Raw genomic sequence first — 21,831 nt, 5'->3', positions numbered from 1 at the left:
AAAGATGGCCGAAGACGTCAAGCCGACCCGCAAGAACTTGATGGCGATTGAGGATCGCATCGAACTCTCCGAGCGGGGCCACGACACGCTCGAACAGAAGCGTGACGGCCTCATCATGGAGTTCATGGACATTCTCGACCAGGCACAGGACGTGCGGGCGAACCTCAACCAGGACTACGAGCGCGCCCAGAACACCATCAACATGGCCCGCGCCATGGAGGGTGACGTGGCGGTTCGCGGTGCGGCGGCCGCACTGAAAGAGTACCCCGAGATTACGACGCAGTCGAAGAACATCATGGGCGTCGTCGTCCCGCAAATCGAGTCTTCGCGCGTGAAAAAGAGCCTCGACCAGCGTGGCTACGGACTGCTCGGCTCCTCGGCCCGCATCGACGAGGCCGCGGACGCCTACGAGGAACTCCTCGAATCCATCATCCTCGCCGCGGAGGTCGAGACGGCGATGAAGAAGATGCTCGAAGAGATCGAGACGACGAAGCGCCGTGTCAACGCACTCGAATTCAAGCTACTGCCCGAACTGTACGAGAACCAGGAGTACATCGAGCAGAAGCTCGAAGAACAGGAGCGCGAGGAAATCTTCCGCCTGAAGAAGATTAAGGCGAAAAAGGAAGAAGAAGAAAAAGAAGAGCGGGCAGCCGCCGAAGAGGCCGAGGCGGAAGCCGCTGCGGCGAACTAAGTTTCGTCTTCTCACATCTGACGACACTCTCTCGGTCGGGGCACCGACCACTTTTCATCACCGTGCCGCGTAGTGTTCGCTATGTCCTGTCCCGACTGTGGCGGGGAGGAGGCCGTCTTCTCAGTCCCCGAACCGCTCGAAGAGTATACGCCGGAAGCGGCACTGACACTTGCGTTGTGTAGTAATTGCCTCCGAGTTCGGCCGAGCGAAAACCCTCCGACCGAAGGCATATCTGGACCGCTTGCAGGTGCTATTCCCGATGGTGAGGGCGGTGCCGCGGTTGTGGTGTTAGTCAGCCTTCTCGATGCGCTGGCGCTCAACCGCTCCGCAATCGTAGACTGTCTCGAGTACGCCGAACGCAAGGGTGTCGATGTGCAACTCACGCTCAATCGACTCCAACAGGAGGCGACTGACCCACACTTCGACGTAGCCCGTCGACAGGAGCAGTTAGATTCGTTTCTCTGAGGCTGACGGTGCGCGCGGGACGGCCGTTACAGCCTGAGTCGAGTTGTAACTCGGCGGTCGTGTCGGCGGTCGATATCAGGTCGGCGTTCGATACTTATCTTCTCGCGCTCGCGTGCGCGAAGACGCCGAGGAGGAGTCGATTAGACGCCGGTGGAGTACCGGAGAATGCCGGCGATGCCACCGAAAGCGTCGTAGAGCTGTTCGCCTTTCTCGAAGTCCGTACTGATGAACTTCGTCTCGGTGCCACGCTGGTCTGCGAGGTCCATCAGGAACTCGATAACGTCCTCGCGTTCCTTCAGTTCGGCTTCGGAGCCGTCTTCGCAGTCGTGGCTGGGCGTGTCGTGCCGGTGGTCGATGAGTTCGTACTCTTCTTGCCCGCCACAATCGTAGATGGCGACGTCCTTCCGCAGGTCCTCGGAGATGAGGAGGCGGTCGACAGACCCCATAACGAGGTTCTTACGTGTCGCCTCGAACCCGTAGGTGGACTCGTTTCCGCGGTGGAGTTTCTCGAAGAACTCCTCCATCTGCTTTTTGTCCTTGATGACCTCTTGGTCGGCCAGCGCGTCCTGGCCGGCGTCGACGAGGTCGTACAGGCCGGATTCGTCGGTGTACGCCACGTCGAACTTCCCGACGACGAGGTCCTGAAGTTCGTGGTGGAGGTAATCTCCGTCGAGGAACTCGTCTTTCGTCGGTGAGGGACCACCGACGAGGATGCCGTCCATATCGTGTCGTTTTGGGACGAACAGGTCATTCGCCATGCCGGCGACCTCCTGATAGAAGTTGTCGATGGCTTCGAGGCGGAGGCGGGCGAAACGCTGGGCGGACTGACCACCTTTGCGCTGCTTTCCGGGGACGAGCGACGAAGCGCTCTTGACCGGTTCGACGCGCTTGCCTTTCAGCCACCCGACGTTGGCCTCGCGGCGGTCGAGGACGACGAGACCGAACAGGCCCTTGTCCATGAGCATGTCTTCGAGCGGTCCGGTGAGGAAGTTCGAGTCGCAGTGGTACCGGAACGACTGAATCGGCTCTGGCGGGCTTTCGAGTACCTTCGTGACCATATCGGTCTGGCCGCCGCCGGAGTTGACCGCACCGGAGAACATGACGATACCGCGTTCGGGTGGGAAGGTGTCGTAGTAGCGGAGGCGGTCTTTGATACTCGTGAGTGCGTCTTGGACGTTCGTCCGCGTCTGCTTCGATTTGATGTTAGACGCTTCGCTGTGCTCTGTGATGACGTGCTCTACAACGTCAGATATCTGCTTGTCTTCGGGGATATAGATCGTGACGAGCTGAGTTCCTGAGCCTTCGTACTCTCTGAGGTCCTCGATGACCTTCTTGAATTCGTACTTTCGGCGGTCGTCGCTCGGCCCCTCGGCGTCGCTACTCATCACCCAATATAGTCCGGCCAGCGGCTAAGTAACCTTTGACTGGGCACGCGGAACGGTACCGCGAATCAACACCGAGAACGGTCGGCGAACATTTATGTGGCTGTCATGGGTGGACTTCGACGTTGGAATCATGGCACGGGTGTACGCAATTGCCAGCGCAAAAGGCGGGGTTGGAAAGACGACGACGACGGCCAATCTCGGGACCACCCTCGCAATGGCTGGTCACGATGTCGTTGTCGTCGACGGTGACCTCGGGATGCCGAATCTCGCTGGTGCCCTCGGCGTCGACCCAGATGGGGCGACGCTTCACGACGTGCTCACTGGTGAGACGACGGTCGAATCGGCCATCTACGAAGGTCCAGCGGGACTTTCAGTCCTGCCGGGTTCGAACGCGCTGGAAGCGTTCGCCCGCGCGAACGCGAAGGAACTCGACCCGATAATCTCGACGCTCAAGGAGAGCTACGACATCGTCATCGTCGACACTGGCGCGGGCCTCAGTGACGACACGTTCGTCCCGCTGAAGCTCTCCGACGAGGTCGTCTTGGTCTCTACGACGGAGCGCGAGGCCCTCGGCGACACCGAAAAGACCCGACAGCTCGGCAAACGAATCGGGGCCGAGATGGTCGGTGTCGTCCTTACCAGAGTCGACCAGTCGAACCCGAACGCCGAGGTTGTCGCTTCGACCCTCGACGCTGGTGTCATCGCGGTCGTACCGGAGGACCCGTCCATCCGCGAGGCACTCAGCACCCAGGTTCCGGTCGTCGCCCGCTCGCCCGACAGCATCGCCGCCGCGGGCTACCGGGCACTTGCGGAAGCACTCACGGGCAAGCCGGTCCCGATTCCGGATTCGTCTGTGGATACAACTGATTCCGAAGCAGAACCATCGGATGCACCCGTTTCTGCGTCCGAAACTGACGCCACCGCCGATACGGCGGAAAATGTGTCCGTCGTCCAGACGGATGCGGAATCCGGTTCAGAACCGGAATCGGAGTTCGAACGGGAGTCGAAACCGGAACCCGAGCCAGAGCCGGAACACGAATCAGAGACAGAACTGAAGTCGGAACCCGAACCCGAATCCGACCCCGAGCCAGTGACCGAATCGATAGCCTCCGAGCCAGAACCGGAGCCAACGTCAGTATCCGAGTCGAAACCACCGGCTGAACCAACGGTTTCGGAGCCGGAGCCAGAGCCGGAACCTGAACCGGAACCAACGACCGAGGCCATAGACTCCAATCCGGTATTTGACGCAGACACTAACGTAGACTCCGAATCAGAAACTTCTGAACCACCCCTCGAATCGACGACGGATTCGGAGGCGACCACGACACAACCACCCCAGTCGTCCACTTCGACTACTGATGCGGAAGCCGGTCTCAAAGACGAGTCTGATACCGATGACGACGACTTCGCCGCCTCGATTCCGTTCTCTGGAGGTGCTCCGGACGACCCGGCCGAGTCGCCGTCTCACGAACAGGATACGGTCTCGGACGACGACGAACCACCGGTGGCTAGCTCCACTGCCCCGGTAGCTAATACCACAAATTCAGCAGCTAACACTACCGACTCGGTAGCTGACAATACCGCCGACCCGTTAGCCGACGACGCTACCGATGCTGCCGACCCGTTAGCCGACGACGCTGCCGACGACTCACCCGCTGGCGGTGTTGACAACGACCCCTTGGCAGCGGATGTCGATGACAGTGCTACGGAACTCGGCACCGACCATGCCATCGGCGGCAGCGACGACCCACTCGCTGCGGACCTCGACGAGAGCGTCGAGGACTCCCCAACCGCCGACGAATCCACGTTCTCTGATACTGAACCCGAAACGCAGGGGACTGACCCACTGGCAGGTGACGCAGTCGTCGACCCCTCCGAATCCGCTCCCGCGGACTCCACCGGCCCCGCCGATTCGGATTCACCCGCTACTGTTGGCTCACCCGACTCTACCGATTCCGTCCCCTTCGACTCCGATACCGACGATTCGTCCTCCGTCGTCACCGAAGCACCGGAATCCGAGGACGACCCGCTCGTCGCCGAAGCCGAACCGACCACTGAGGCAGACGCGTCCGCCGAAGACGCAGCAGCCGAAGACACCCCCGATGAGAACAGCAAGGAAGAGGGCGTTTACACCACGTCACTCGTCGAGGAAGTCGAGTCGTTCGATGACGACGAACACGACGACAAGAAGAAGGGATTCTTCAGTCGCTTCCTCGGCTAAACGGGAAGGCCTTTTACTCGCGTCTGCGGAAAGCCCCCTATGGCAGAATCTGAGTCCGTCCCCTTCTGGTGGATAGTGCTGTTCCTAGTCCTTGCGCTCGGCGGCGGTGCCGCAGCAGTTTTCTCTCTCGGCGGGTCGATTATCTCCGGTACGGCCGTGCTCCCACTCCTGTTCTAACGCAGCAAAAACAACTGCCGAGAAAAACGATTCAGCCCGTGGTCACATCGACTCGGGCGCTTCTACCCCGATGATAGCGAGCGCATTCGCCACTGCGTTCCGCGAGGCTTCGACGAGTGCGAGTCGCGCGGCACCGACTTCTTCGTCGGCGTCGAGCACGGGACACTCGCGGTAGAAGGTGTTGAACACTTCCGCGAGTTCGCGGGCGAACGTCGCAATCGTGTGCGGTTCGAGGTCGTCAGCCGCCGCCTCGATAACCGCGGGGAACCGCGCAATCGTACGGAGCAGGTCGCGCTCGGCCTCGGTCGTGAGGACCGAGGGGTCGACCTCACTGGCGTCGATACCGGCGGCGGTTGCCTCGTCGACGATACCGCAGCAGCGGGCGTGGACGTACTGGATGTACGGAGCGGACTGGGCCTCGAAGTTGAGCGCCTGGTCCCACTCGAAGGTGATGGCCTTCGTCGGCTGTTTCGAGACGATATCGTAGCGAACCGCCCCGATACCGACCTGCCGGGCGATGCGGTCGATGTCTTCCTCGTCGAGGTCGTCGTCGCGGGTGCGGCCTTCGAGGCGTTTTTCGACTTCGTCGCGGGCACGCGAGATGGCCTCGTCGAGCAGGTCGTCGAGCATAACGCCGGTCCCCCTGCGGGTGGACATCCCGAGGCCGCCGGGAAGGTTGACCCACGAGAAGATGACGTTTTCGAGCTTGTCCACGTCGTTGCCGAGGATGTCGAGCGCGGCCCGAAGTTGGCCAGCCTGCAGTTTGTGGTCTTCGCCGAGGACGGTCACGGCGCGGTCGTAGTTCTCGAACTTCCACTCGTGGTGGGCAAGGTCGCGCGTCGTGTACAGCGACGTGCCGTCCGAGCGAAGGAACACGAGGTTCTTCTCGATGTCGTATTCGTCGAGTTCGAGTTGCCACGCGTCTTCCTCGTAGACCGCGTGCTCGGTCTCTTTGAGGCGGTCTGCGAGGTCGCGAGTGCTCCCGTCGAACATAAAGCGCGTCTCCTTGACGAACTCGTCGAACTCCGCGGGGAGACGTTCGAGACACTCGCGCATCCCGCCGAGCACTTGGTCGACGACGGTCTCGACGCGGGCGTAGGTCTCTTCGTCGCCCTCCTCGATGCCCTGTAGAATCTCGGTGATTTCGGCTTCGGCGGCCTCGACCTCCTCGGGGTCTGCCTCTTCGAGGAAAGCATTCCCCTTGCGGTAGTAGCGAACGAGGTCGTACTCGATGCGGTCGCGCTCGGGTTCGCTGTCGAGGTCTTCCTCGTCGAACGTCTCGTAGGCCCACGTGAAGACGGCCATCTGGCGACCGGCGTCGTTCACGTAGTAGTGCCGCTCCACGTCGTTGCCGGCGAAGTCGAGCAGGTTGGCGACGGCGTCGCCGACGATGGGGTTGCGGGCGCGCCCGACGTGGACCGGGCCGGTTGGGTTCGCACTCGTGTGCTCGACGACGACGCTGTCGCCGGTCGACGGGAGACGGCCGTACTCGGTGTCGTCCGCCGCGGCGTCGAGCGTATCGTCGTAGTACGCGTCGGTCACGTGGAAGTTGACGTACGGACCTTGCGTGTCGACTTTGCCGAGGTAATCGTAGCCCTCGACGGAGACTTCTTCGGCGATGTCGATTGCAATCTTCGGCGGCGCGGCGCCGACGACACCAGCCAGTCGGAAGGCGACGCTGGAGGCGAGCGTTGCTGGGACGTCCTCCGGCGGTTCCTCGACCCCGAGGTCGTCGGTGGGGAGGTCGAGCGACGAGAGCGCCGCAGAAAGCGCCGTCTCGACCTCCTTGCGGAACTGTCTGAACATGTACGCGGTTTCTCGGCAGGCGGCTAAAGGCCTTTCCGAACCGTCCGGGCAAACGTGGCCGTATTTGCGTTCGGGTCGGATTTACGCTCACTGCTACCTGCCGCCAAACCTCTCCTCTTGACCTCCTCCGAACCGAAAACCTCTGTTTCGGCCTAGTCCTTACTAGTTAGGTAGTATCCATATATTGTAATCGAACTACATTCAAATCGAGGCAGGACGACCTGCCCTCACTCCACCCATGAGTCACTGCAACCACTGCGATGCGTTCGTGTCGAGTGATTTCGTCCGCGTCTTCGGCGACCACGAAGGGCGCGTCTACGCGTGTCCCAGTTGTTCGGCGAATGCGGGCATCTCACAAGTGAGCGCAGAACGGAGAGCATCGTCGCTCTGAACTGTCCCCCCATCGCGTCAAACCCGAACCAACCCCTCGTACCCACCAACTACCCCTAGCCGACTCCCCCACACCCACCAACCAACTCTCCCATACCCACCATCCACCAACCAACTCTCCCACACCCACCATCCATCAACCAACTCTCCCACATCCACCAACCCACACCCACCATCTACCAGCCCACACCCACCATCCACCGTTCCTTCGTCCCACTGGTCTCTCCAGAACAGCCAGCGGGTATCTAGCCCACCTCCACTTCCGCGTTTCTTGAACCGATAGACTGACCGACGGACTTACCCGTAATCGATTGAAAGGAATGGGTACGCAGTTCAGCCGGTTACTCCACACTCCATCACATTTTTGAGATACATCTCAGTTACGATACGCTTATGGGATGAGCGTTCGAATCGTGTGATATGTCAGAATCGGCAGTCGCCGCGACGGTCGGGTTCGATGAGTTGGCCACGCTCAAACTCGTTGCGCTCGACGGCGGCCGCTCCGGTCCGGTCAAAGTTTCCTGTTCAGGGCTTGCAAACCGGCTGGATGTCTCCAACCAGACGGCGTCACGCCGTCTCCAGCGCCTCGAAGAGGCCGATTTCATCGACCGCGAAGTTGTCGCGGACGGCCAGTGGATAACCATCACTGACTCCGGTGAGTCGGCGCTCCGTCACGAATACGCGGACTACCGTCGTATCTTCGAGACGCCGTCAGTGGTCGTCCTCGAAGGCGAGGTGACCGGCGGGATGGGTGAGGGTCGCCATTACATCTCGCTTCCGGGCTACATGGAGCAGTTCACCGAGCGACTGGGCTACGAACCGTTCCCGGGTACGTTGAACGTCCGCCTCGACGATGACGCCATCCGCACTCGCGCGGGGATGTCCGCACTCGACGCAGTCCCAATCGACGGGTGGGAGGACGACGAGCGGACATTCGGCCCGGCCACCTGCTACGCGGCCGTTATCGAAGTCGGTGACGAGTCGTACGACCCCGTCCACATCATCGTTCCCGAACGGACCCACCACGACGAGTCGCAACTCGAAATCATCGCGCCGGACAAACTCCGCGACGAACTCGACCTGTTCGACGGCGACACGATTACGGTCCGCGTCGAGGAGGCTGATTTCGAATGAGTCGCCCCGCCGAGACCGACCTCGATGCCGTTTCGCGCGTCCTCGACGCGTTCCGCGCGGGCGACCCGGTGCTCATCCACGACTTCGACGACCGCGAAGGAGAAACGGACATCGTCTATCCGGCAGGTGCGGTTCGCCCCGCCGATGTGGCCCGGATGCGAAACGATGCCGGCGGACTCGTCTGTGTCGCCCTCCCGAACGACGTGGCCCAGACGCTCTCGCTGCCGTTCATGGACGACGTACTCGACCACCCGGCGGCCGCCGCACACGACCTCGCGTACGACTCGCGTTCGTCGTTTTCGTTCACGGTGAACCACCGCGACTCGTTTACGGGTATCACCGACCGCGACCGGGCGATGACCATCTCCCGACTCGCACCCGTCGCCGAGGCGACCCGCGCAGGCGACTACGGGGCCAACGATTTCGGCGGCGAGTTCCGCGCACCCGGACACGTCCACCTGCTCCGCGGCGCGCCGAACCTGCTCGAAGACCGGCAGGGACACACTGAACTCGGCCTTGCGCTGGCCGACGAAGCGGCCCTTCCGCCCGCTGTCGTCGTCTGCGAGATGCTCGATGATGAGTCCGGCGCGGCACTTTCGAAGACGGCGGCCTCCGACTACGCCGCCAGACACGACCTCGCGTTCGTCGACGGCGACCGCCTCCTCGACGAACTCGTCTGAGTCGACTGGCCCGCTTCGCGTTTTATTCTCCACGCTGCCCGTCGCGCCACGACCACTCGGGTTCCCATCCGAGGAGTTGCTTCGCTTTCTCCGTCAAAACGAGTGATTGGTGTCCAGACAGTTGGTCCCGAACGTCGGCGTCGGGATAGACGTCACGTGCGAGCGTCGCCGACTCGACCGTCGTTGAGGTGTCCGCTGCCGCCGCCCAGAACTCCTCGTGACCCTCGTAGTTCGCTTCGAGCGCGCGCCGAACGAGCCTCGCCGCGTCCTCGCGTCCGAGATACGAAAACAGCGTATTCCGCGCGGTGTGGAAGAAGCCCGCCTCTTTGAGTCCCGAAAGCGACCGGTCTCGCTCGGCAAAGGTCTGTCTCGCTTCTTCCTTGCTCGGCATCCACGGAAACCGAAGACTGGCGATGGTTTTTGGCGCATCGTCTCGCCGCGAGAACCCCGTCGCGGTCTGTTCGGCGATGTACTTTCCGAGTCCGTAAGGGTTCGACGGCGTTTCTCTGTGGGCTTCGTCAATCGGGAGATAGTCGATTTGAGCGGGGTCGGGTTCGAAACTCCCGCCGATGGCGCTCATACTCGATGCGATGGCAACGTTGTCGATGTCGAGAGCGGCCGCCGCTTCGAGGACGACGTACGTCGATTGAACGTTGCTCTCGAACACGCGGTGACCCGGGTCGTGGTCGGGCGTCGAAATGGTCCCGAGGTGGACGATGGCATCGGCGTCGACTGCACTGAGCGTCGCCGTGAGGTCGCCCGCATCTAGGGCGCTCACCCGGTAGTCGTGGTCGGCGAGGGCTGATTTGCTGTGGCGACTGAGGTTCGTCACCGTGTAGCCGTTTGCCCGAAGGTGAGCGACAACCGTCGGACCGAGTTGTCCGGTTCCGCCCGTGACGGCGATAGATTCGAGGGCCATACCCCGGAAGTGGTGTTGCACAGACAAAATCATCGGGGCCGCTGTGGCCGGTTCGTCATGATTTTAGAGGGGGGCCTCCGAAGGCAGGTATATGGGATTCGATGATATGGACGTGTCCACGATTTGGATGAACGGCGAATACGTGGACTGGGAGGACGCACAGATTCACGTCCTCACGCACGGACTCCACTACGGTACGGGTATCTTTGAGGGCGTTCGCGCCTACGAAACCGACCGCGGTCCGGCTATCTTCCGCTGGGAAGAACACCTCGAACGGCTCTACAACTCCGCGAAGCCGTACGACATGGATATCCAGTACTCGCCCGAGGAACTCACCGAGGCGACGCTGGAAGTCGTCCGCCGGAACGACCTCGGCGGCTGTTACATCCGCCCCATCGCCTACTACGGCTACGACTCGCTCGGCGTCAGCCCCAAGGACAACCCGACCGACGTTGCCATCGCCGCGTGGCCGTGGGGAACGTACCTCGGCGAGGACGCGCTCGAAAACGGCGTCGACGTGATGGTCTCGTCGTGGCGTAAGCACGCATCGAGCCAGATTCCGACGAACGCGAAGACGACCGGTCTGTACGTGAACTCTCTTCTCGCCGGTGAGGAGGCACGTCGAAACGGCTACGTCGAAGCAATCGTCCTGAACAAGGAGGGGAACGTCGCAGAAGGACCCGGCGAGAACATCTTCATGGTTCGCGACGGGAAAATCTACACCCCCGGACTCTCGCAGAGTATTCTCGACGGTATCACCCGCGACACCGTCATCACGCTCGCCCGCGAGCACGGCTACGAAGTCGACGACAGCGCCGTCATCAGCCGCGGCGAACTCCACACCGCCGACGAACTGTTCTTCACCGGCAGCGCCGCCGAAGTGACGCCCATCCGCAAGGTCGACAACGTCGTCATCGGCGAGGGCACGCGCGGCCCGGTCACCGAAGAACTCCAGACCGCCTTCTTCGACCTCGTCGAGCGCAAGACCGACGACCACGAAGAGTGGTTCACCTACGTCGAAGAGCAGTAACGCGGTAGCACAGCGATTTTTTGCGGCGGTTCAACGACGACAGCGACGAGAAACGACGCTGGCGAGTGCCCGCGCCTTATTCGTTCGTAACTTGGCCGTCCGTCGACTCCTCCGTGACTTCGATGTTGAACTCGTCGATGTGGTCCTGTTCGGCGAACCCAGCCGAAAGGACGCGCGTGAGGGCTTCTTCGACTTTCTCGCCCGTCTCTTCGATATCGTCGGGGTCGACCTCCATCACGAAGCCGGTGGTGATGTTCGGCGCGGTCGGCATGAAGACGATTTCCCTGCCGTCAGCGGTCTTCTTGCCGGTTTTGAACGCGGTCATCCGAATCCCCGGCCACGTTTCGAGACGGACGGGTTTCTGGAGGTCTTCGGTGCCTGTAAGTGCCGTTTCGACTGCGAGTTTAGAAGCGTTGTAGACGATGCGAACGAGCGGGACCTTGTTCATCGCCGCGTCGATACCCGATTCGAGCACCCGCCCGACAGTCGTCCGCATGAGGTAGCCCACCGAGAGGACGAGCAACACGAAGATAATGATGGCAACGAAGAAGCCGAACACCTCCGATTCAGTGGTTGGGTCCGACCCTCCTGTGAGGAGTGTAGATACGAAGGGAATTTTGATAATGCTATTGTAAAATATTGTAAATATATAGATGATAACGATGAGCGGTACGAGGACCACGAGACCGCTGGCGAAGTCGCGTCTCCACGAGGACATTGATATTCGGTACGTGAACCCGCGGGCATAAGGGGATTTCTAGTACGGGTCGTGACGACACAGTCCAAAACCGATGCCGTCGAACAGTTGTCCTAGATACCGACGACCGCACGAAGCGCGAATAGCGCGTTCTCCTTGCGCTCGCGGACGCGGCGGTAGAAGTACGAGAACCACTTGCCGCCGTACGGCGCGTACTGCCACACTTCGATGCCCTCAGCAGCAAGCTCGCGCTGGGCGTCCTCACGCACGCCCATGAGCATCTGAATCTCGTAGTCGCGGTCGTACTCCGCGCTGAGTTCGCGCGCGTAGTCAATCATCTCTGGGTCGTGGCTCCCGACGGCGATACCGCCCTCGTACTCTCGAAAGAGGTACGCCAGCAGTTCCTTGTACACTTCGTCGATCTTCGACTTCTTCTTGTGCGCGATGGATGCCGGTTCGTCGTACGCGCCCTTGACGAGGCGAATCTTCCCCGGCACGTCGGCGAGTCGCTCTAAGTCATCGGGCGTGCGCTTCAGGTTCGCCTGCACACACAGTCCCATGCCGCCGCCGAACTCGCGGGCGAGTTCCTCGAAAGCGTCGAGCGTCACGTCGGTCGTCTCGTGGTCCTCCATGTCGCACCACAGGAAGACGCCGTGGTCGTCGGCCGCCGCAGCGATGCGTCGGTAGTTTTCGACGAATACGTCGTCACCCACGTCGAGTCCGATTTGCGAGGGCTTCACCGAGACGCAGGCGTCGAGGTCCGACGACGCGATATCTTCGACCAGTTGGATGTACGCGTCGGCGTCTTCATCGGCCGGACCGCGCTCGTGGTAGTGCTCGCCGAGGAGGTTCAGAATAACTGCCACGCCGTCTTCGTTCATCTGTCGGGCGTGGTCGAGTGCCCCTGCCGCGGATTCTCCCGCGACGAACTTGCTCGCGATGGGCGGAATCATGATAAAAGATTACGACCGTCCGGTATTCAGAGTTATCATCCCTGACGAACCGTAATCGGGTGACGTCGTCGCCTCTCCCCGCGACGAATCGTCGGAACTTACATTCCCCCCCACGGACGAACTCGCATGGTCGTCTCTCTCGTCGTTACTGCCTTCTGGGCGATGTTGCCCGCGTATGTGCCGAACAACGCCGCCGTCCTCGCCGGTGGGGGTCGTCCCATCGATGGTGGTCGAACGTGGGGCGGCAGTCGCGTCCTCGGAGACGGAAAGACGTGGCGCGGAACCGCGGCCGGGACGCTCGCCGGAACCGCCCTCGCGCTCGCCCTCAACGCTGCTGAACCGGCCGTCTCGGGCGCGGTCGGCACCGACCTCCCGACGTTCCCCGTCGTCGCCGGGTTCGGTCTCGCCCTCGGTGCGATGCTCGGCGATATCGGCGCGTCGTTCCTGACGCGCCGGACGGGTCGTGAACGCGGTGCTGCGTTCCCCGGTCTCGACCAACTCGACTTCGTCGTCGGCGCGCTCGTCCTCGCGTACATCACCGCGCCCGGGTGGTTCACGGCGACGTTCACACTCCCCGTGCTCGCCGTCGTTCTCGTCATGACGCCCGTCTTGCACGTCGTCACCAACGTCGCCGCGTATCTGCTTGGATTCAAGAACGAGCCCTGGTAATCCACTTTTCTGCGTCGGAGTCGCCTTCGACCTCACTCGCGGTACAGCGTTGGACGAACTCTACCGCCTCCGCTTCACCCTGCTTCGCCCCGCTTCACCCTGCTTCGCCCCGCCTCGCCCTGCTTCGCCCCGCCTCGCCCTACTTCGCTCCGCCTTGCCCTACTTCGCCCCGAACCAACCCGCTTAAGCGCCCTGCTCGTTCCTGTTGAAACAAGATGGCGAACACAGAACTCATCGAGGCGCTTCGTGACGCCGACGCGGTTCAGTTCGGCGAGTTCGAACTCTCCCACGGCGGCACGAGCAACTACTACGTCGACAAGTACCTCTTCGAAACCGACCCGCGGTGTCTGAAACTCATCGCCGAGGCGTTCGCGGAACTCGTCGAAGGCGACGAGAAACTCGCCGGCGTCGCACTCGGAGCCGTTCCGCTTGTGGCCGCGACGGCCGTCGAAACGGAGAAACCCTACGTCATCGCTCGGAAGAAGGCCAAAGAGTACGGCACGGCAAAGCGAATCGAAGGCGCGCTCGAAGACGGCGAAGAAGTCGTCGTCCTCGAAGATATCGCAACGACGGGCCAGAGCGCAGTCGACGCCGTCGAGGCGCTCCGCGATGCGGGCGCGGTCGTCGACCGCGTCATCGTCGTTGTCGACCGTCAAGAGGGCGCAGACGAACTATTGGCCGAACACGACATCGAACTGCAGTCGCTTCTTACTGCCGAAGACTTGCTCGCCGACGCCGACAACTAATACACGCTTGTGACTAATTCGCGTGCAATCTGCAATCGAAGTATTCATTTTTGTGCAAGCTCGAAGGCGAAGGCATGAACAGAGCAGAGAAGGCCGCACTCCAGTTGCAGGCCGTTTCCGTACTCCGGATGCTCAAAGAGACCCGGACGTACGACGAACTGGCCGAACTCACGGGGCTGCCGGCCGGCGACCTCAACCGCTACGTCAACGGGCACGTCCTGCCCGGTGTCGAACGCGCTCGCGAGGTCGTCGAAGGTGTCGGACGAAACGCACTCGCTGACGAACTTGAAGCCCGTGTCCGCTTCGATGACGAGGGTTACGTCGACAATTCCGGCGTCGTCTTCGACCAGTCGTTCCTCGACCTCGTTGCGCCCGTCGCAGCGAATACGCTGAACTTCGAACGGCCGGACGTGATTTTGACCGCGGCGACCGACGGTATCACCCTCGGTGCCGCGATGGCGAGCTACTTCGGCGCGCGCCTCGCGTACGCGAAGAAGTCGAAAGAGACCGCCGTCGAGGACTTCATCGAGTCGCGTCAGCGACTCGCCTCCGGTATCGAATTGACCTACTATCTCCCTGCGAGCGCCATCGACGCCGGCGAGCGAGTGCTCGTCGTCGACGACCTCATCCGCTCCGGCGAGACACAGGAACTCCTCTTGGATATCGCTCTGCAGGCTGACGCGAACATCGCCGGCGTCTTTGCGCTCATCGCCGTCGGCGACGAGGGAACGAACCGCGCCCGCGAACTCACCGAGGCACCGGTCGGCGCACTCAGCATCTTCGAATAACGGCGCTTTCTCGGACGTGAGGAACGGGATTTCAGAATCCTTTTGCTTCCGCTTTGCATCGACCCGACGGGTTACGATTTGGCTTGGAGATTGCAGTGGGCACGCGCGTCAGTGATGCCAGTTCCGACGGCTCCCGTCTCGGCTACTGACGCCCGGTTGCGCTCATCGGCGACTCCACCAACTTCTCGATGTGTTCTCGTAATTGCTAGGTGACACTACAGCCGCTGTTTCTGCTAATTGTGGTCCAAAAATAGTCACCTATGTGTGGGTAGATTCTATCGAAGCCTCTTATCAATGCATGTTTGTGTATATTTCCACCGGCTGGATGGTAATGCTTATGTGTGCAATACTGGGTATGCTTAGTCGTGCATCATGGGGCTATCTGAAACCCTCGCAAACTACTTCGACGTGCATAAACACGGGTCTACGGTCAAGGCCGAAATTCTCGCGGGTATCACGACATTCTTGACCATGTCTTACATTGTCGTGGTCAACCCGGACATCATGACGGGTATCCCGGGCGCGAAGCCGGGTATCATCATCGACGGCTACACTCCGGGACAAGTCGAGTCGATGCTCGTCGTCGTGACCATCCTCGCGGCCGCGATTGCGACACTCACGATGGCGTTCTACGCGAACCGTCCGTTCGCGCAAGCACCCGGTCTCGGTCTGAACGCCTTTTTCGCGTTCACGGTCGTCGGAGCGCTCGGTATCTCGTGGCAGACGGCCCTCGCCGCCGTGTTCGTGGAAGGGCTGCTCTTTATCGCGCTCACCGCCGTCGGGGCGCGTGAGGCCATCATCAAGATATTCCCGCACCCGGTCAAGATGGCCGTCGGGACTGGTATCGGGCTCTTCTTAGCCATCATCGGCTTGCAGGCGATGGGTATCGTCGTGGACGATACCGCAACGCTCGTCACGCTCGGTAGTCTCGCGTCGAATCCAGTCGCTATCGTCTCTGTGGTCGGTCTCTTCATGACGTTCGTCCTCTACGCCGCGGACGTTCCGGGTTCAATCCTGCTCGGTATCGCTCTGACGACGGTACTCGGATGGGCAGTGACGCAGCTCGGTCTCGTCGGTCTCGACGCCGGTCTCGTCGTCGCGGCGGGAACTACGGCCGTTACACTCCCGGTCATTGGAACGTTCGACCTCGTCGTCCCCGGTTCTGGGTCAGTCGTAACCTACAACATCACACCGCTTGCTGGCTCGTTCATCTCGGGCTTCGGAAACGTTGAGGCGTTCAGTTTCGCCCTCATCGTCTTCACGTTCTTCTTCGTGGACTTCTTCGACACCGCCGGCACGCTCGTCGGCGTCGGACAGGTCGCGGGCTTCCTCGACGATAACGGCGACCTCCCCGACATCGACAAGCCGCTTATGGCCGACGCAGTCGGTACCACCGCGGGTGCGGCGCTTGGCACGTCGACGGTCACGACGTACATCGAGTCCGCATCGGGTGTCGAAGAAGGCGGTCGCACGGGTTTGACTGCGCTCGTGACCGCCGGTCTCTTCCTCGCCTCGCTCGCGCTCGTCCCCCTCGCGACGGCGATTCCGCTGTACGCCTCGCACATCGCGCTCGTCGTCATCGGCGTCGTGATGCTCCGCAACGTCGTCGACATCGCGTGGGACGACATCACTCACACCATCCCGGCCGGTATGACCATCCTTATCATGCCGTTTACCTACTCTATCGCCTACGGCATCGCGTCGGGCATTATCTCGTACCCTCTCGTGAAGCTCGCTGCCGGTGAATACGACGACATCAGTGCAGGCCAGTGGGCCCTCGCCGTCGCCTTCTTCATCTACTTCGTCGTCCGTACCTCCGGGATGCTTCAGGCACAGGTCTGACCACGCGCCGACGACCCCTCCTCGGATTTCTGCTTTTTGCTCTCTCCGGGGGATTTCTGCATTTCGCTCTCTCCGGAGAGATACACAAAATATTGAACGGGTACGCTTCAGTATTCGAGTGCATGAATATTCCCAACGAGCGACTCGCCGTACGTGGGGTCGTTCTTCTCCTCATTATCGGCCTCCTTACGCCTTCTGCGGTCTCTGCGCTAACGTACGACCCGTCAGAGCAGACGAGTCTCGAACCGGGGACTATCACCAGTCCCGCCAATGGGTCTACCGTGGTGAGTGTGCAGGGATACACCTTCCGCGGAAACACGAACCCGAAGAAACCCGCCCGTGTTGTCTCTATCGACGGACGCGGTGACCTCCAGTGGCAATACCGCGACTCGGTCGGCGGTAATGCGTGGTTCTTCGATGCCGACCCACTTCCGAACGGAAACCTCCTCATTTCGTCGCCTCGGAGCGGTGAAACCCTCATCTTCGAACTGGACCCCGACACCCGCGAGCGCGTCTGGGAGAAACGATTCGACATGGAGGACACCCACGACGTGGACGCCTTCGGCGACGACAAACTCCTCATCGCCAACATGCGCGAGTGGAACGCTTCTGCCGGCAGTAGCGAGGACCGAATCGTGGTCTACAACCGCTCGACCGGCGAAATAACGTGGGAGTGGTACTTCAAGAACCACTACCCCGAAAACACCGACGGCGGACACAACGCCGACTGGAGTCACGTCAACGACGTCGACTACATCGGCGACGGTCGACTCTTGCTTTCGCCACGAAACTTCGACCAGGCGGTCATCATCGACATGGAGTCGAAAGAAATCGTCGACCGGCTCGGCCGTGACAACGCCCACGACATCCTGAACGAACAGCACAACCCCGATTGGCTGACGAGCGAGAACGGGACGCCCACGATGCTCGTCGCCGACAGTGGAAACAACCGCGTCGTCGAGTACGCAAAGGAAGACGGCGAGTGGGTCCGGACGTGGTCAGTCGGGTCGAACACCCTCAACTGGCCACGCGATGCCGACCGACTCCCCAACGGGAATACCCTCGTCGTCGACACGCTCAACCATCGCGTAATGGAGATTACGCCGACCGGCGAGGTCGTCTGGGAGTACTACGCCACGTGGGGTCCGTACGACGCCGAACGCGTCGCCTACGAAGACGAGTCGACGGGTCCGACGATTCGTGACATGAACGCGAGCGGTAGCTATCCCATCACCGGCAGTGCCAACATCACTGCGGGCGGAAACGAGAGTATCGGCTTCGTCAAACAGGTGCAGTCGACCTTCGCGGAAACGCCGCGCGAAGGGCCGATGAACGGACTTTCGACTCGACTGGCACACTTCTTGCCGTGGCTCCGTCCGGTCTGGATGTCGCCGTGGGACCTCTTTTGGGCCATCTGCGCCGTCGGCGTCGGTCTCGTGGCTACTGGCGGTGAACTCTTCATGGCGCGGCACCGAATTCTCGACACGCTCCAGCGCGTCCTCCCTGAGTGACGATGGGCATTCCCCGGTTCGACTGGCCTTTCGGAGCAGTGTACTGACAACGCACAAGACCACGGCACTCATTATCCGTGCATCCATACCACGGACCGATGTCTGATCTCATCCTCTACGAACTAGAGGGCTGTCCGTTCTGTGTTAAAGTGAAGAACAAGCTCGCCGAACTGGATTTGGAGTACGAATCGCGGATGGTTCCCCGTGCACACCCCGAACGAACCGAAGTCGAAGAGATTAGCGGCCAGACTGGCGTTCCCGTCCTCGTCGACGAGGCACACGGCGTCGAAGGAATGCCCGAGAGCAGCGACATCGTCGAATACCTCGAAGAAACCTACGGCTCGGCGGCGTAACTCTTCTCGGGCGCGGTCTAGCTATTTGCCGCGTCTCTCCTTTTGCTGATATATTGCGATGCCAGTAGCGGCATCTCCGACCACCCGTTAGATTTCGGCGGGGTCGCGCGTCCGCTCGCGAATCAGGTCGCGAATCTTGTCCGGGTCGTCGATGGCGGCGAGTTCCTCGCAACTGACGATGCCGGTCCCGTCGACCGACTCGCGTTTCTGTCTCTCCTCGACGAAGTACACGGAGCGAGTCTGCGTAATCTTGCCGAGCGAGGACATGATTTGGGCGCGCTTTTCGGCGCTCCGGGTGAACGACGAGTGGCCCGTAAGGACGTTCGCCTTCTTTCGACGTCCGGCGTCTTCGCTTACGGCCTTGAACGGCGCGCGAGACGTCGGGTGGACGGTGAAGCCCGCTTCCGTGAGCACCGACAGAACGTGTTCGTCGTCGGGGTCGACGTCCGGGTCCTCGGGGGTCGGCTCGGCGTCCCGAACGTCCTCTGCACCTTCGAGTACGTCGACCGGGTTCGAGAAGGGCCGGTCGAACAGCTCTTCGAGGTGAATTGCGACCTCGATACTCGCGTTCATGCCGTTTTCGTACTTCGAGACGGTGCGCCGCGAGACGCCGAGTTCGGTTGCAAGTTGGCCGAGACTCCAGCCGCGTTCCTTCCGTTCTTCGGCGAGGATGTCGCCGTCGAGGCTCACGTACAGGCCGCCGGGGGCGGCGTAGATGAGTGGTGGAACACCTTCGACGAACATGTCCATCGCGGTATCCGGGTTGAACACAGGCACACCGTGACGGAAGTAGACGACGCCGGGTTTGAGGTCTTCATCTCGGGTTCGAAGTCCGATAACGAGCGGCGTTGCGTCGAGATACGACCCTAACCGTCGCATCTCCGAACCGGTGAGTCCGTCGAATGCGTCGATGTTCCCCAGTATCTTGAGGAGCAACAGGTCCTCACCTCTGCGTGCGGCGAGGTCGAAGCTCTTCGGCCGGATGGCGATGCGGTCGCTCACGACGAAGCCCGCGTCTTGGAGCATCGCGGCGACATTACCAACCAGCGCTGACCGGGACATAGGGGGCAATAAGTGATTCGGACCATAAAGCGTTTTCCCCGGATACCGACGCCCTCGCCGACATTTCTCCCTTCTTTAATCCGTATTTATATAGTCTCTGACGACCCGAAAGGCGTTACTTTACTCTTCGGTAATCTCCGCTGATGACCGTCATCGGCCTCGACGACACCGACTCCCGGACGCTCGGGATGTGTACAACCTATCTCGCGACACTCGTCGCCGAGGCGATTGCGGACCACGGCGGCACCGTCGAGCGCCAACTGCTCATTCGGTTGAATCCGGCAGTCGAGCACAAGACACGCGGGAACGCGGCGTTAGCGATTCACACCGACCTGCCTGCCGGGACCGCGTTCGACCTCGCGTGCGCCGAACTCGACCGTTGGGCCGTCGTCGACGACGAGCGAACCAGTCCGGGACTCGTCGTCGCGCCGGGTGCACCTGACACCATCTCGTCTGCTGTCGCCGATTTTGCCCGAGATGCTATCCGCGACTTCCACGACCTCGACGACGCCGTCGAACTCGCCGCCGACTCGGGATTCTTGTCCGAGGGATGGCACGGCGGCCGGGGACAAATCGGCGCGCTCGCCGCCGTGGGTGCGTGGGCCGCCTTCGACGAGTGGACCTACGAACACATCTCCTATCGCGAGTACCACCGGGGTGCGACGCCGGGCGACGAGGACTACGCCTCCCTCTTCCAAGCCGCGGTCGCCGACGACCTCGTCGCGTGGGGCACCTTCGCCCACGAGGAAGGCGAGGCCGTCTGCGTTCCCAATGCGCCCGGGCCGATTCTCTACGGCATTCGCGGCGACGACCCTGACGTCGTCCGTGAAGTTGCCGGGGCTATCGACTCCGAACCGGTCGACCGCTCCGCGACGTTCCTCACGAATCAGGGGACCGACGCGCACCTCCGAGACGGGACACTCTCCGACCTTCAGGACGGCCGCGCGTACTGCGTTTCCGGCACTGTCGCCTCGGAACCCGAGACGCGAACCGGTGGACACGTCTTTTTCGACCTCTCGGACGGTGATGCAACGGTCACGATGGCCGCCTTCGAACCGACGAAGCGATTCCGAAACCGGGTTCGGGCGCTCCGCGTCGGCGACGACCTTACCGTGTGCGGCGAGGTGGCTGACGAAACGCTCAAACTGGAGAAGTTCGCGGTTCGAGACCTCGTACAGACGGAACCGACGACACCTACCTGTCCCGACTGCGGGCGGACGATGAAGAGTGCCGGTCGAAATCAGGGCTACCGGTGTCGTGACTGCGGGACTGACGCGCCCGGAAAAGTCGAGCGCCCGGTTGAGCGGGACCTCGAAATCGGCTGGTACGAGGTGCCGCCGTGTGCGCGCCGTCACATCGCAAAACCGCTCGTTCGCGGCGGCTTCGACTCGGCGACGCACCCCGAGCGATAAGGTCGGTTTCGCTATTCGTTCGTCGTTTGAGTGTAGGACCGAACGACCAGAATATTCGTATTTTCGCGACGGTCGACGAACGAACTCCCCGCGGGTGGCTTCACGTCCACGACGAGCGTCCCGTCCTCGCGGTTCGCGCCGAGGTCAACATCGACGTTTATACTCACCGCCCCGTCGCCGCCCGTCTTCTCCGCTTCGACCGTTTCGACGTCTGCTGTCCCCGATTTCACGATAACCGTCGCGCCCTCGACGGGGTTCCCTTTGTGGTCAACGACGGTGAAGTCGAGGTCCTGCGCACCGGGGCCGACTACGTCCGGTGATGGTTTCACGTCGAGTTCTGAGGTGGCGAGTCCCTGCACGCCGGAGAGCATGTTGAGCATGACGCTCATACTGGCGACGCCGACGACGAGGGCGACGACGAGTCTGACTGGGAGACCTTCGATGGCGCGCGTGTCTGACCGAAACGTATCGAACATACCCCGTCTGGCCGCGGATTGGTATATAAACCCTCGTCCGGAGGTTCAAGTCGCATCGCGGGACGAATCCGTGTCATGCACACCATCGGCCGCACGCCCGACGAGTCCGGTCCAGTCTGTCACCTCGGAAACTACCGCGCCCGCGACGGAAGTTCGGGTGCACCCGTCAGTCTCGACGTGAACCGTCCCCACGCGGCCGTCGTCGTCGGAAAACGCGGGAGCGGGAAATCCCACACGCTCGGCGTCGTCGCCGAGGGCTTAGCCCAGGCCGAGGGCGTTGCACCGGTCGTCGTGGACCCGATGGGTGTCTTCGGCGGACTCGAAGCATCGTCGGTCGACGGAACAGTCCACGACTCGCCGACGGTCCGCGCCGACGCCTTCCCGCCGAGCGCGTGGCCCGAACTGCTTGGTCTCGACCCAACTG

23 protein-coding genes are annotated in these 21,831 nt (G+C 61.7%); 16 read left to right on the top strand and 7 right to left on the bottom strand.

Annotated elements, in window-relative coordinates; genetic code table 11:
• Positions 1 to 4 precede the first annotated feature (4 nt).
• Both QT222_RS20320 and QT222_RS20315 read left to right on the top strand, forming a co-directional pair.
• The gene (locus QT222_RS20320; protein ID WP_004058227.1) at positions 5 to 691 is read left to right on the top strand and encodes a V-type ATP synthase subunit D; all 687 of its coding nucleotides are present in this window, start codon (positions 5 to 7) and stop codon (positions 689 to 691) included.
• 81 nt (positions 692 to 772) lie between these two features.
• Positions 773 to 1,156, top strand: a complete 384-nt coding sequence (locus QT222_RS20315; RefSeq protein ID WP_491478206.1) for a DUF6276 family protein — start codon at positions 773 to 775, stop codon at positions 1,154 to 1,156.
• Positions 1,157 to 1,296: 140 nt separating this feature from the next.
• Here the strand turns inward: QT222_RS20315 and prf1 are convergent, their stop codons facing one another.
• Positions 1,297 to 2,541, bottom strand: coding sequence for a peptide chain release factor aRF-1 (prf1, locus tag QT222_RS20310; RefSeq protein ID WP_004058224.1), 1,245 nt, complete (start codon positions 2,539 to 2,541; stop codon positions 1,297 to 1,299).
• Between the two features lie 130 nt (positions 2,542 to 2,671).
• On the opposite strand from prf1, the gene QT222_RS20305 reads away from it, so the two are divergent.
• Both QT222_RS20305 and QT222_RS20300 read left to right on the top strand, forming a co-directional pair.
• A complete protein-coding gene (locus QT222_RS20305) occupies positions 2,672 to 4,762 on the top strand; it encodes a MinD/ParA family ATP-binding protein (protein WP_491478205.1) in 2,091 nt (696 codons plus the stop codon).
• Positions 4,763 to 4,801: 39 nt separating this feature from the next.
• Entirely contained in the window at positions 4,802 to 4,939 is a 138-nt protein-coding gene (locus tag QT222_RS20300) for a hypothetical protein (protein ID WP_004058221.1), read from the top strand.
• Positions 4,940 to 4,981: 42 nt separating this feature from the next.
• Here QT222_RS20300 and argS read toward each other — a convergent pair whose 3' ends face one another.
• Positions 4,982 to 6,745, bottom strand: a complete 1,764-nt coding sequence (gene argS / locus QT222_RS20295) for an arginine--tRNA ligase (protein ID WP_004058220.1) — start codon at positions 6,743 to 6,745, stop codon at positions 4,982 to 4,984.
• Between the two features lie 238 nt (positions 6,746 to 6,983).
• Between argS and QT222_RS20290 the strand changes: the two genes are divergently transcribed.
• From QT222_RS20290 to ribB, 3 genes are all read left to right on the top strand, one after another.
• A complete protein-coding gene (locus QT222_RS20290) occupies positions 6,984 to 7,136 on the top strand; it encodes a DUF7563 family protein (RefSeq protein WP_169330954.1) in 153 nt (50 codons plus the stop codon).
• Positions 7,137 to 7,555: 419 nt separating this feature from the next.
• Positions 7,556 to 8,269 carry a DUF120 domain-containing protein gene (locus tag QT222_RS20285; protein WP_491478204.1) on the top strand — a complete coding sequence of 238 codons (714 nt, stop codon included), beginning with the start codon at positions 7,556 to 7,558 and terminating at the stop codon, positions 8,267 to 8,269.
• Positions 8,266 to 8,949: a 3,4-dihydroxy-2-butanone-4-phosphate synthase gene (gene ribB, locus QT222_RS20280; protein WP_004058218.1), complete on the top strand. Its 684-nt coding sequence runs from the start codon at positions 8,266 to 8,268 to the stop codon at positions 8,947 to 8,949. The genes QT222_RS20285 and ribB overlap by 4 nt, the downstream gene beginning before the upstream one ends.
• A gap of 22 nt (positions 8,950 to 8,971) precedes the next feature.
• Here the strand turns inward: ribB and QT222_RS20275 are convergent, their stop codons facing one another.
• Positions 8,972 to 9,868 (bottom strand): NAD-dependent epimerase/dehydratase family protein, encoded by an 897-nt coding sequence (locus QT222_RS20275; RefSeq protein ID WP_491478203.1) that lies wholly within the window; start codon positions 9,866 to 9,868, stop codon positions 8,972 to 8,974.
• Positions 9,869 to 9,959: 91 nt separating this feature from the next.
• Here QT222_RS20275 and QT222_RS20270 point away from each other — a divergent pair, with 91 nt between their 5' ends.
• Positions 9,960 to 10,898 carry a branched-chain amino acid transaminase gene (locus tag QT222_RS20270; protein ID WP_004058213.1) on the top strand — a complete coding sequence of 313 codons (939 nt, stop codon included), beginning with the start codon at positions 9,960 to 9,962 and terminating at the stop codon, positions 10,896 to 10,898.
• A gap of 76 nt (positions 10,899 to 10,974) precedes the next feature.
• Here QT222_RS20270 and QT222_RS20265 read toward each other — a convergent pair whose 3' ends face one another.
• The gene (locus tag QT222_RS20265; RefSeq protein ID WP_004058211.1) at positions 10,975 to 11,616 is read right to left on the bottom strand and encodes a DUF502 domain-containing protein; all 642 of its coding nucleotides are present in this window, start codon (positions 11,614 to 11,616) and stop codon (positions 10,975 to 10,977) included.
• A gap of 92 nt (positions 11,617 to 11,708) precedes the next feature.
• Entirely contained in the window at positions 11,709 to 12,548 is an 840-nt protein-coding gene (locus tag QT222_RS20260; protein WP_004058209.1) for a proline dehydrogenase family protein, read from the bottom strand.
• A gap of 126 nt (positions 12,549 to 12,674) precedes the next feature.
• Here QT222_RS20260 and QT222_RS20255 point away from each other — a divergent pair, with 126 nt between their 5' ends.
• The 6 genes from QT222_RS20255 to QT222_RS20230 all read left to right on the top strand — a co-directional run bounded on the left by QT222_RS20255 (position 12,675) and on the right by QT222_RS20230 (position 18,457).
• On the top strand, positions 12,675 to 13,217 hold the full coding sequence (locus QT222_RS20255; protein ID WP_491478202.1) for a CDP-2,3-bis-(O-geranylgeranyl)-sn-glycerol synthase: 543 nt from the start codon (positions 12,675 to 12,677) through the stop codon (positions 13,215 to 13,217).
• Between the two features lie 215 nt (positions 13,218 to 13,432).
• On the top strand, positions 13,433 to 13,963 hold the full coding sequence (gene pyrE, locus QT222_RS20250) for an orotate phosphoribosyltransferase (protein WP_004058205.1): 531 nt from the start codon (positions 13,433 to 13,435) through the stop codon (positions 13,961 to 13,963).
• A gap of 74 nt (positions 13,964 to 14,037) precedes the next feature.
• Positions 14,038 to 14,751 carry a phosphoribosyltransferase family protein gene (locus QT222_RS20245; RefSeq protein ID WP_004058204.1) on the top strand — a complete coding sequence of 238 codons (714 nt, stop codon included), beginning with the start codon at positions 14,038 to 14,040 and terminating at the stop codon, positions 14,749 to 14,751.
• A gap of 372 nt (positions 14,752 to 15,123) precedes the next feature.
• Positions 15,124 to 16,593, top strand: coding sequence for an NCS2 family permease (locus QT222_RS20240; protein ID WP_491478201.1), 1,470 nt, complete (start codon positions 15,124 to 15,126; stop codon positions 16,591 to 16,593).
• Positions 16,594 to 16,715: 122 nt separating this feature from the next.
• Entirely contained in the window at positions 16,716 to 18,104 is a 1,389-nt protein-coding gene (locus tag QT222_RS20235) for an aryl-sulfate sulfotransferase (RefSeq protein ID WP_491478200.1), read from the top strand.
• Positions 18,105 to 18,202: 98 nt separating this feature from the next.
• Positions 18,203 to 18,457, top strand: coding sequence for a glutathione S-transferase N-terminal domain-containing protein (locus QT222_RS20230; RefSeq protein WP_004058191.1), 255 nt, complete (start codon positions 18,203 to 18,205; stop codon positions 18,455 to 18,457).
• A gap of 87 nt (positions 18,458 to 18,544) precedes the next feature.
• Here the strand turns inward: QT222_RS20230 and QT222_RS20225 are convergent, their stop codons facing one another.
• Positions 18,545 to 19,519, bottom strand: coding sequence for a transcriptional regulator (locus QT222_RS20225; RefSeq protein ID WP_004058189.1), 975 nt, complete (start codon positions 19,517 to 19,519; stop codon positions 18,545 to 18,547).
• 143 nt (positions 19,520 to 19,662) lie between these two features.
• On the opposite strand from QT222_RS20225, the gene QT222_RS20220 reads away from it, so the two are divergent.
• Complete coding sequence (locus QT222_RS20220) at positions 19,663 to 20,931, top strand: TiaS agmantine-binding domain-containing protein (protein ID WP_491478199.1); 1,269 nt, start codon at positions 19,663 to 19,665, stop codon at positions 20,929 to 20,931.
• A gap of 11 nt (positions 20,932 to 20,942) precedes the next feature.
• On the opposite strand, the gene QT222_RS20215 is transcribed toward QT222_RS20220, so the two are convergent.
• Positions 20,943 to 21,407 carry a DUF7382 domain-containing protein gene (locus QT222_RS20215; protein ID WP_491478198.1) on the bottom strand — a complete coding sequence of 155 codons (465 nt, stop codon included), beginning with the start codon at positions 21,405 to 21,407 and terminating at the stop codon, positions 20,943 to 20,945.
• 75 nt (positions 21,408 to 21,482) lie between these two features.
• On the opposite strand from QT222_RS20215, the gene QT222_RS20210 reads away from it, so the two are divergent.
• Positions 21,483 to 21,831, top strand: a 349-nt coding sequence (locus tag QT222_RS20210; protein ID WP_491478197.1) for a helicase HerA domain-containing protein, incomplete at its 3' end; no start/stop codon positions are given.

This window comes from Haloferax sp. s1 (assembly GCF_058382125.1).
The sequence above is the reverse complement of the archived record's forward strand: the minus strand, read 5'-3'. Positions and strand labels throughout refer to the sequence as shown.

Excerpts from the sequence above, each read along its gene's own strand:
- QT222_RS20275 (WP_491478203.1), bottom strand. The coding sequence starts at position 9,868 with ATGGCCCTCGAATCTATCGCCGTCACGGGCGGAACCGGACAACTCGGT.
- QT222_RS20255 (WP_491478202.1), top strand. The coding sequence starts at position 12,675 with ATGGTCGTCTCTCTCGTCGTTACTGCCTTCTGGGCGATGTTGCCCGCG.
- QT222_RS20270 (WP_004058213.1), top strand. The coding sequence starts at position 9,960 with ATGGGATTCGATGATATGGACGTGTCCACGATTTGGATGAACGGCGAA.
- ribB (WP_004058218.1), top strand. The coding sequence starts at position 8,266 with ATGAGTCGCCCCGCCGAGACCGACCTCGATGCCGTTTCGCGCGTCCTC.
- QT222_RS20240 (WP_491478201.1), top strand. The coding sequence starts at position 15,124 with ATGGGGCTATCTGAAACCCTCGCAAACTACTTCGACGTGCATAAACAC.
- QT222_RS20235 (WP_491478200.1), top strand. The coding sequence starts at position 16,716 with ATGAATATTCCCAACGAGCGACTCGCCGTACGTGGGGTCGTTCTTCTC.
- prf1 (WP_004058224.1), bottom strand. The coding sequence starts at position 2,541 with ATGAGTAGCGACGCCGAGGGGCCGAGCGACGACCGCCGAAAGTACGAA.
- QT222_RS20300 (WP_004058221.1), top strand. The coding sequence starts at position 4,802 with ATGGCAGAATCTGAGTCCGTCCCCTTCTGGTGGATAGTGCTGTTCCTA.
- pyrE (WP_004058205.1), top strand. The coding sequence starts at position 13,433 with ATGGCGAACACAGAACTCATCGAGGCGCTTCGTGACGCCGACGCGGTT.
- QT222_RS20285 (WP_491478204.1), top strand. The coding sequence starts at position 7,556 with ATGTCAGAATCGGCAGTCGCCGCGACGGTCGGGTTCGATGAGTTGGCC.
- QT222_RS20315 (WP_491478206.1), top strand. The coding sequence starts at position 773 with ATGTCCTGTCCCGACTGTGGCGGGGAGGAGGCCGTCTTCTCAGTCCCC.
- QT222_RS20245 (WP_004058204.1), top strand. The coding sequence starts at position 14,038 with ATGAACAGAGCAGAGAAGGCCGCACTCCAGTTGCAGGCCGTTTCCGTA.
- QT222_RS20220 (WP_491478199.1), top strand. The coding sequence starts at position 19,663 with ATGACCGTCATCGGCCTCGACGACACCGACTCCCGGACGCTCGGGATG.
- QT222_RS20260 (WP_004058209.1), bottom strand. The coding sequence starts at position 12,548 with ATGATTCCGCCCATCGCGAGCAAGTTCGTCGCGGGAGAATCCGCGGCA.
- QT222_RS20305 (WP_491478205.1), top strand. The coding sequence starts at position 2,672 with ATGGCACGGGTGTACGCAATTGCCAGCGCAAAAGGCGGGGTTGGAAAG.
- QT222_RS20230 (WP_004058191.1), top strand. The coding sequence starts at position 18,203 with ATGTCTGATCTCATCCTCTACGAACTAGAGGGCTGTCCGTTCTGTGTT.
- argS (WP_004058220.1), bottom strand. The coding sequence starts at position 6,745 with ATGTTCAGACAGTTCCGCAAGGAGGTCGAGACGGCGCTTTCTGCGGCG.
- QT222_RS20225 (WP_004058189.1), bottom strand. The coding sequence starts at position 19,519 with ATGTCCCGGTCAGCGCTGGTTGGTAATGTCGCCGCGATGCTCCAAGAC.
- QT222_RS20265 (WP_004058211.1), bottom strand. The coding sequence starts at position 11,616 with ATGTCCTCGTGGAGACGCGACTTCGCCAGCGGTCTCGTGGTCCTCGTA.
- QT222_RS20290 (WP_169330954.1), top strand. The coding sequence starts at position 6,984 with ATGAGTCACTGCAACCACTGCGATGCGTTCGTGTCGAGTGATTTCGTC.
- QT222_RS20320 (WP_004058227.1), top strand. The coding sequence starts at position 5 with ATGGCCGAAGACGTCAAGCCGACCCGCAAGAACTTGATGGCGATTGAG.
- QT222_RS20215 (WP_491478198.1), bottom strand. The coding sequence starts at position 21,407 with ATGTTCGATACGTTTCGGTCAGACACGCGCGCCATCGAAGGTCTCCCA.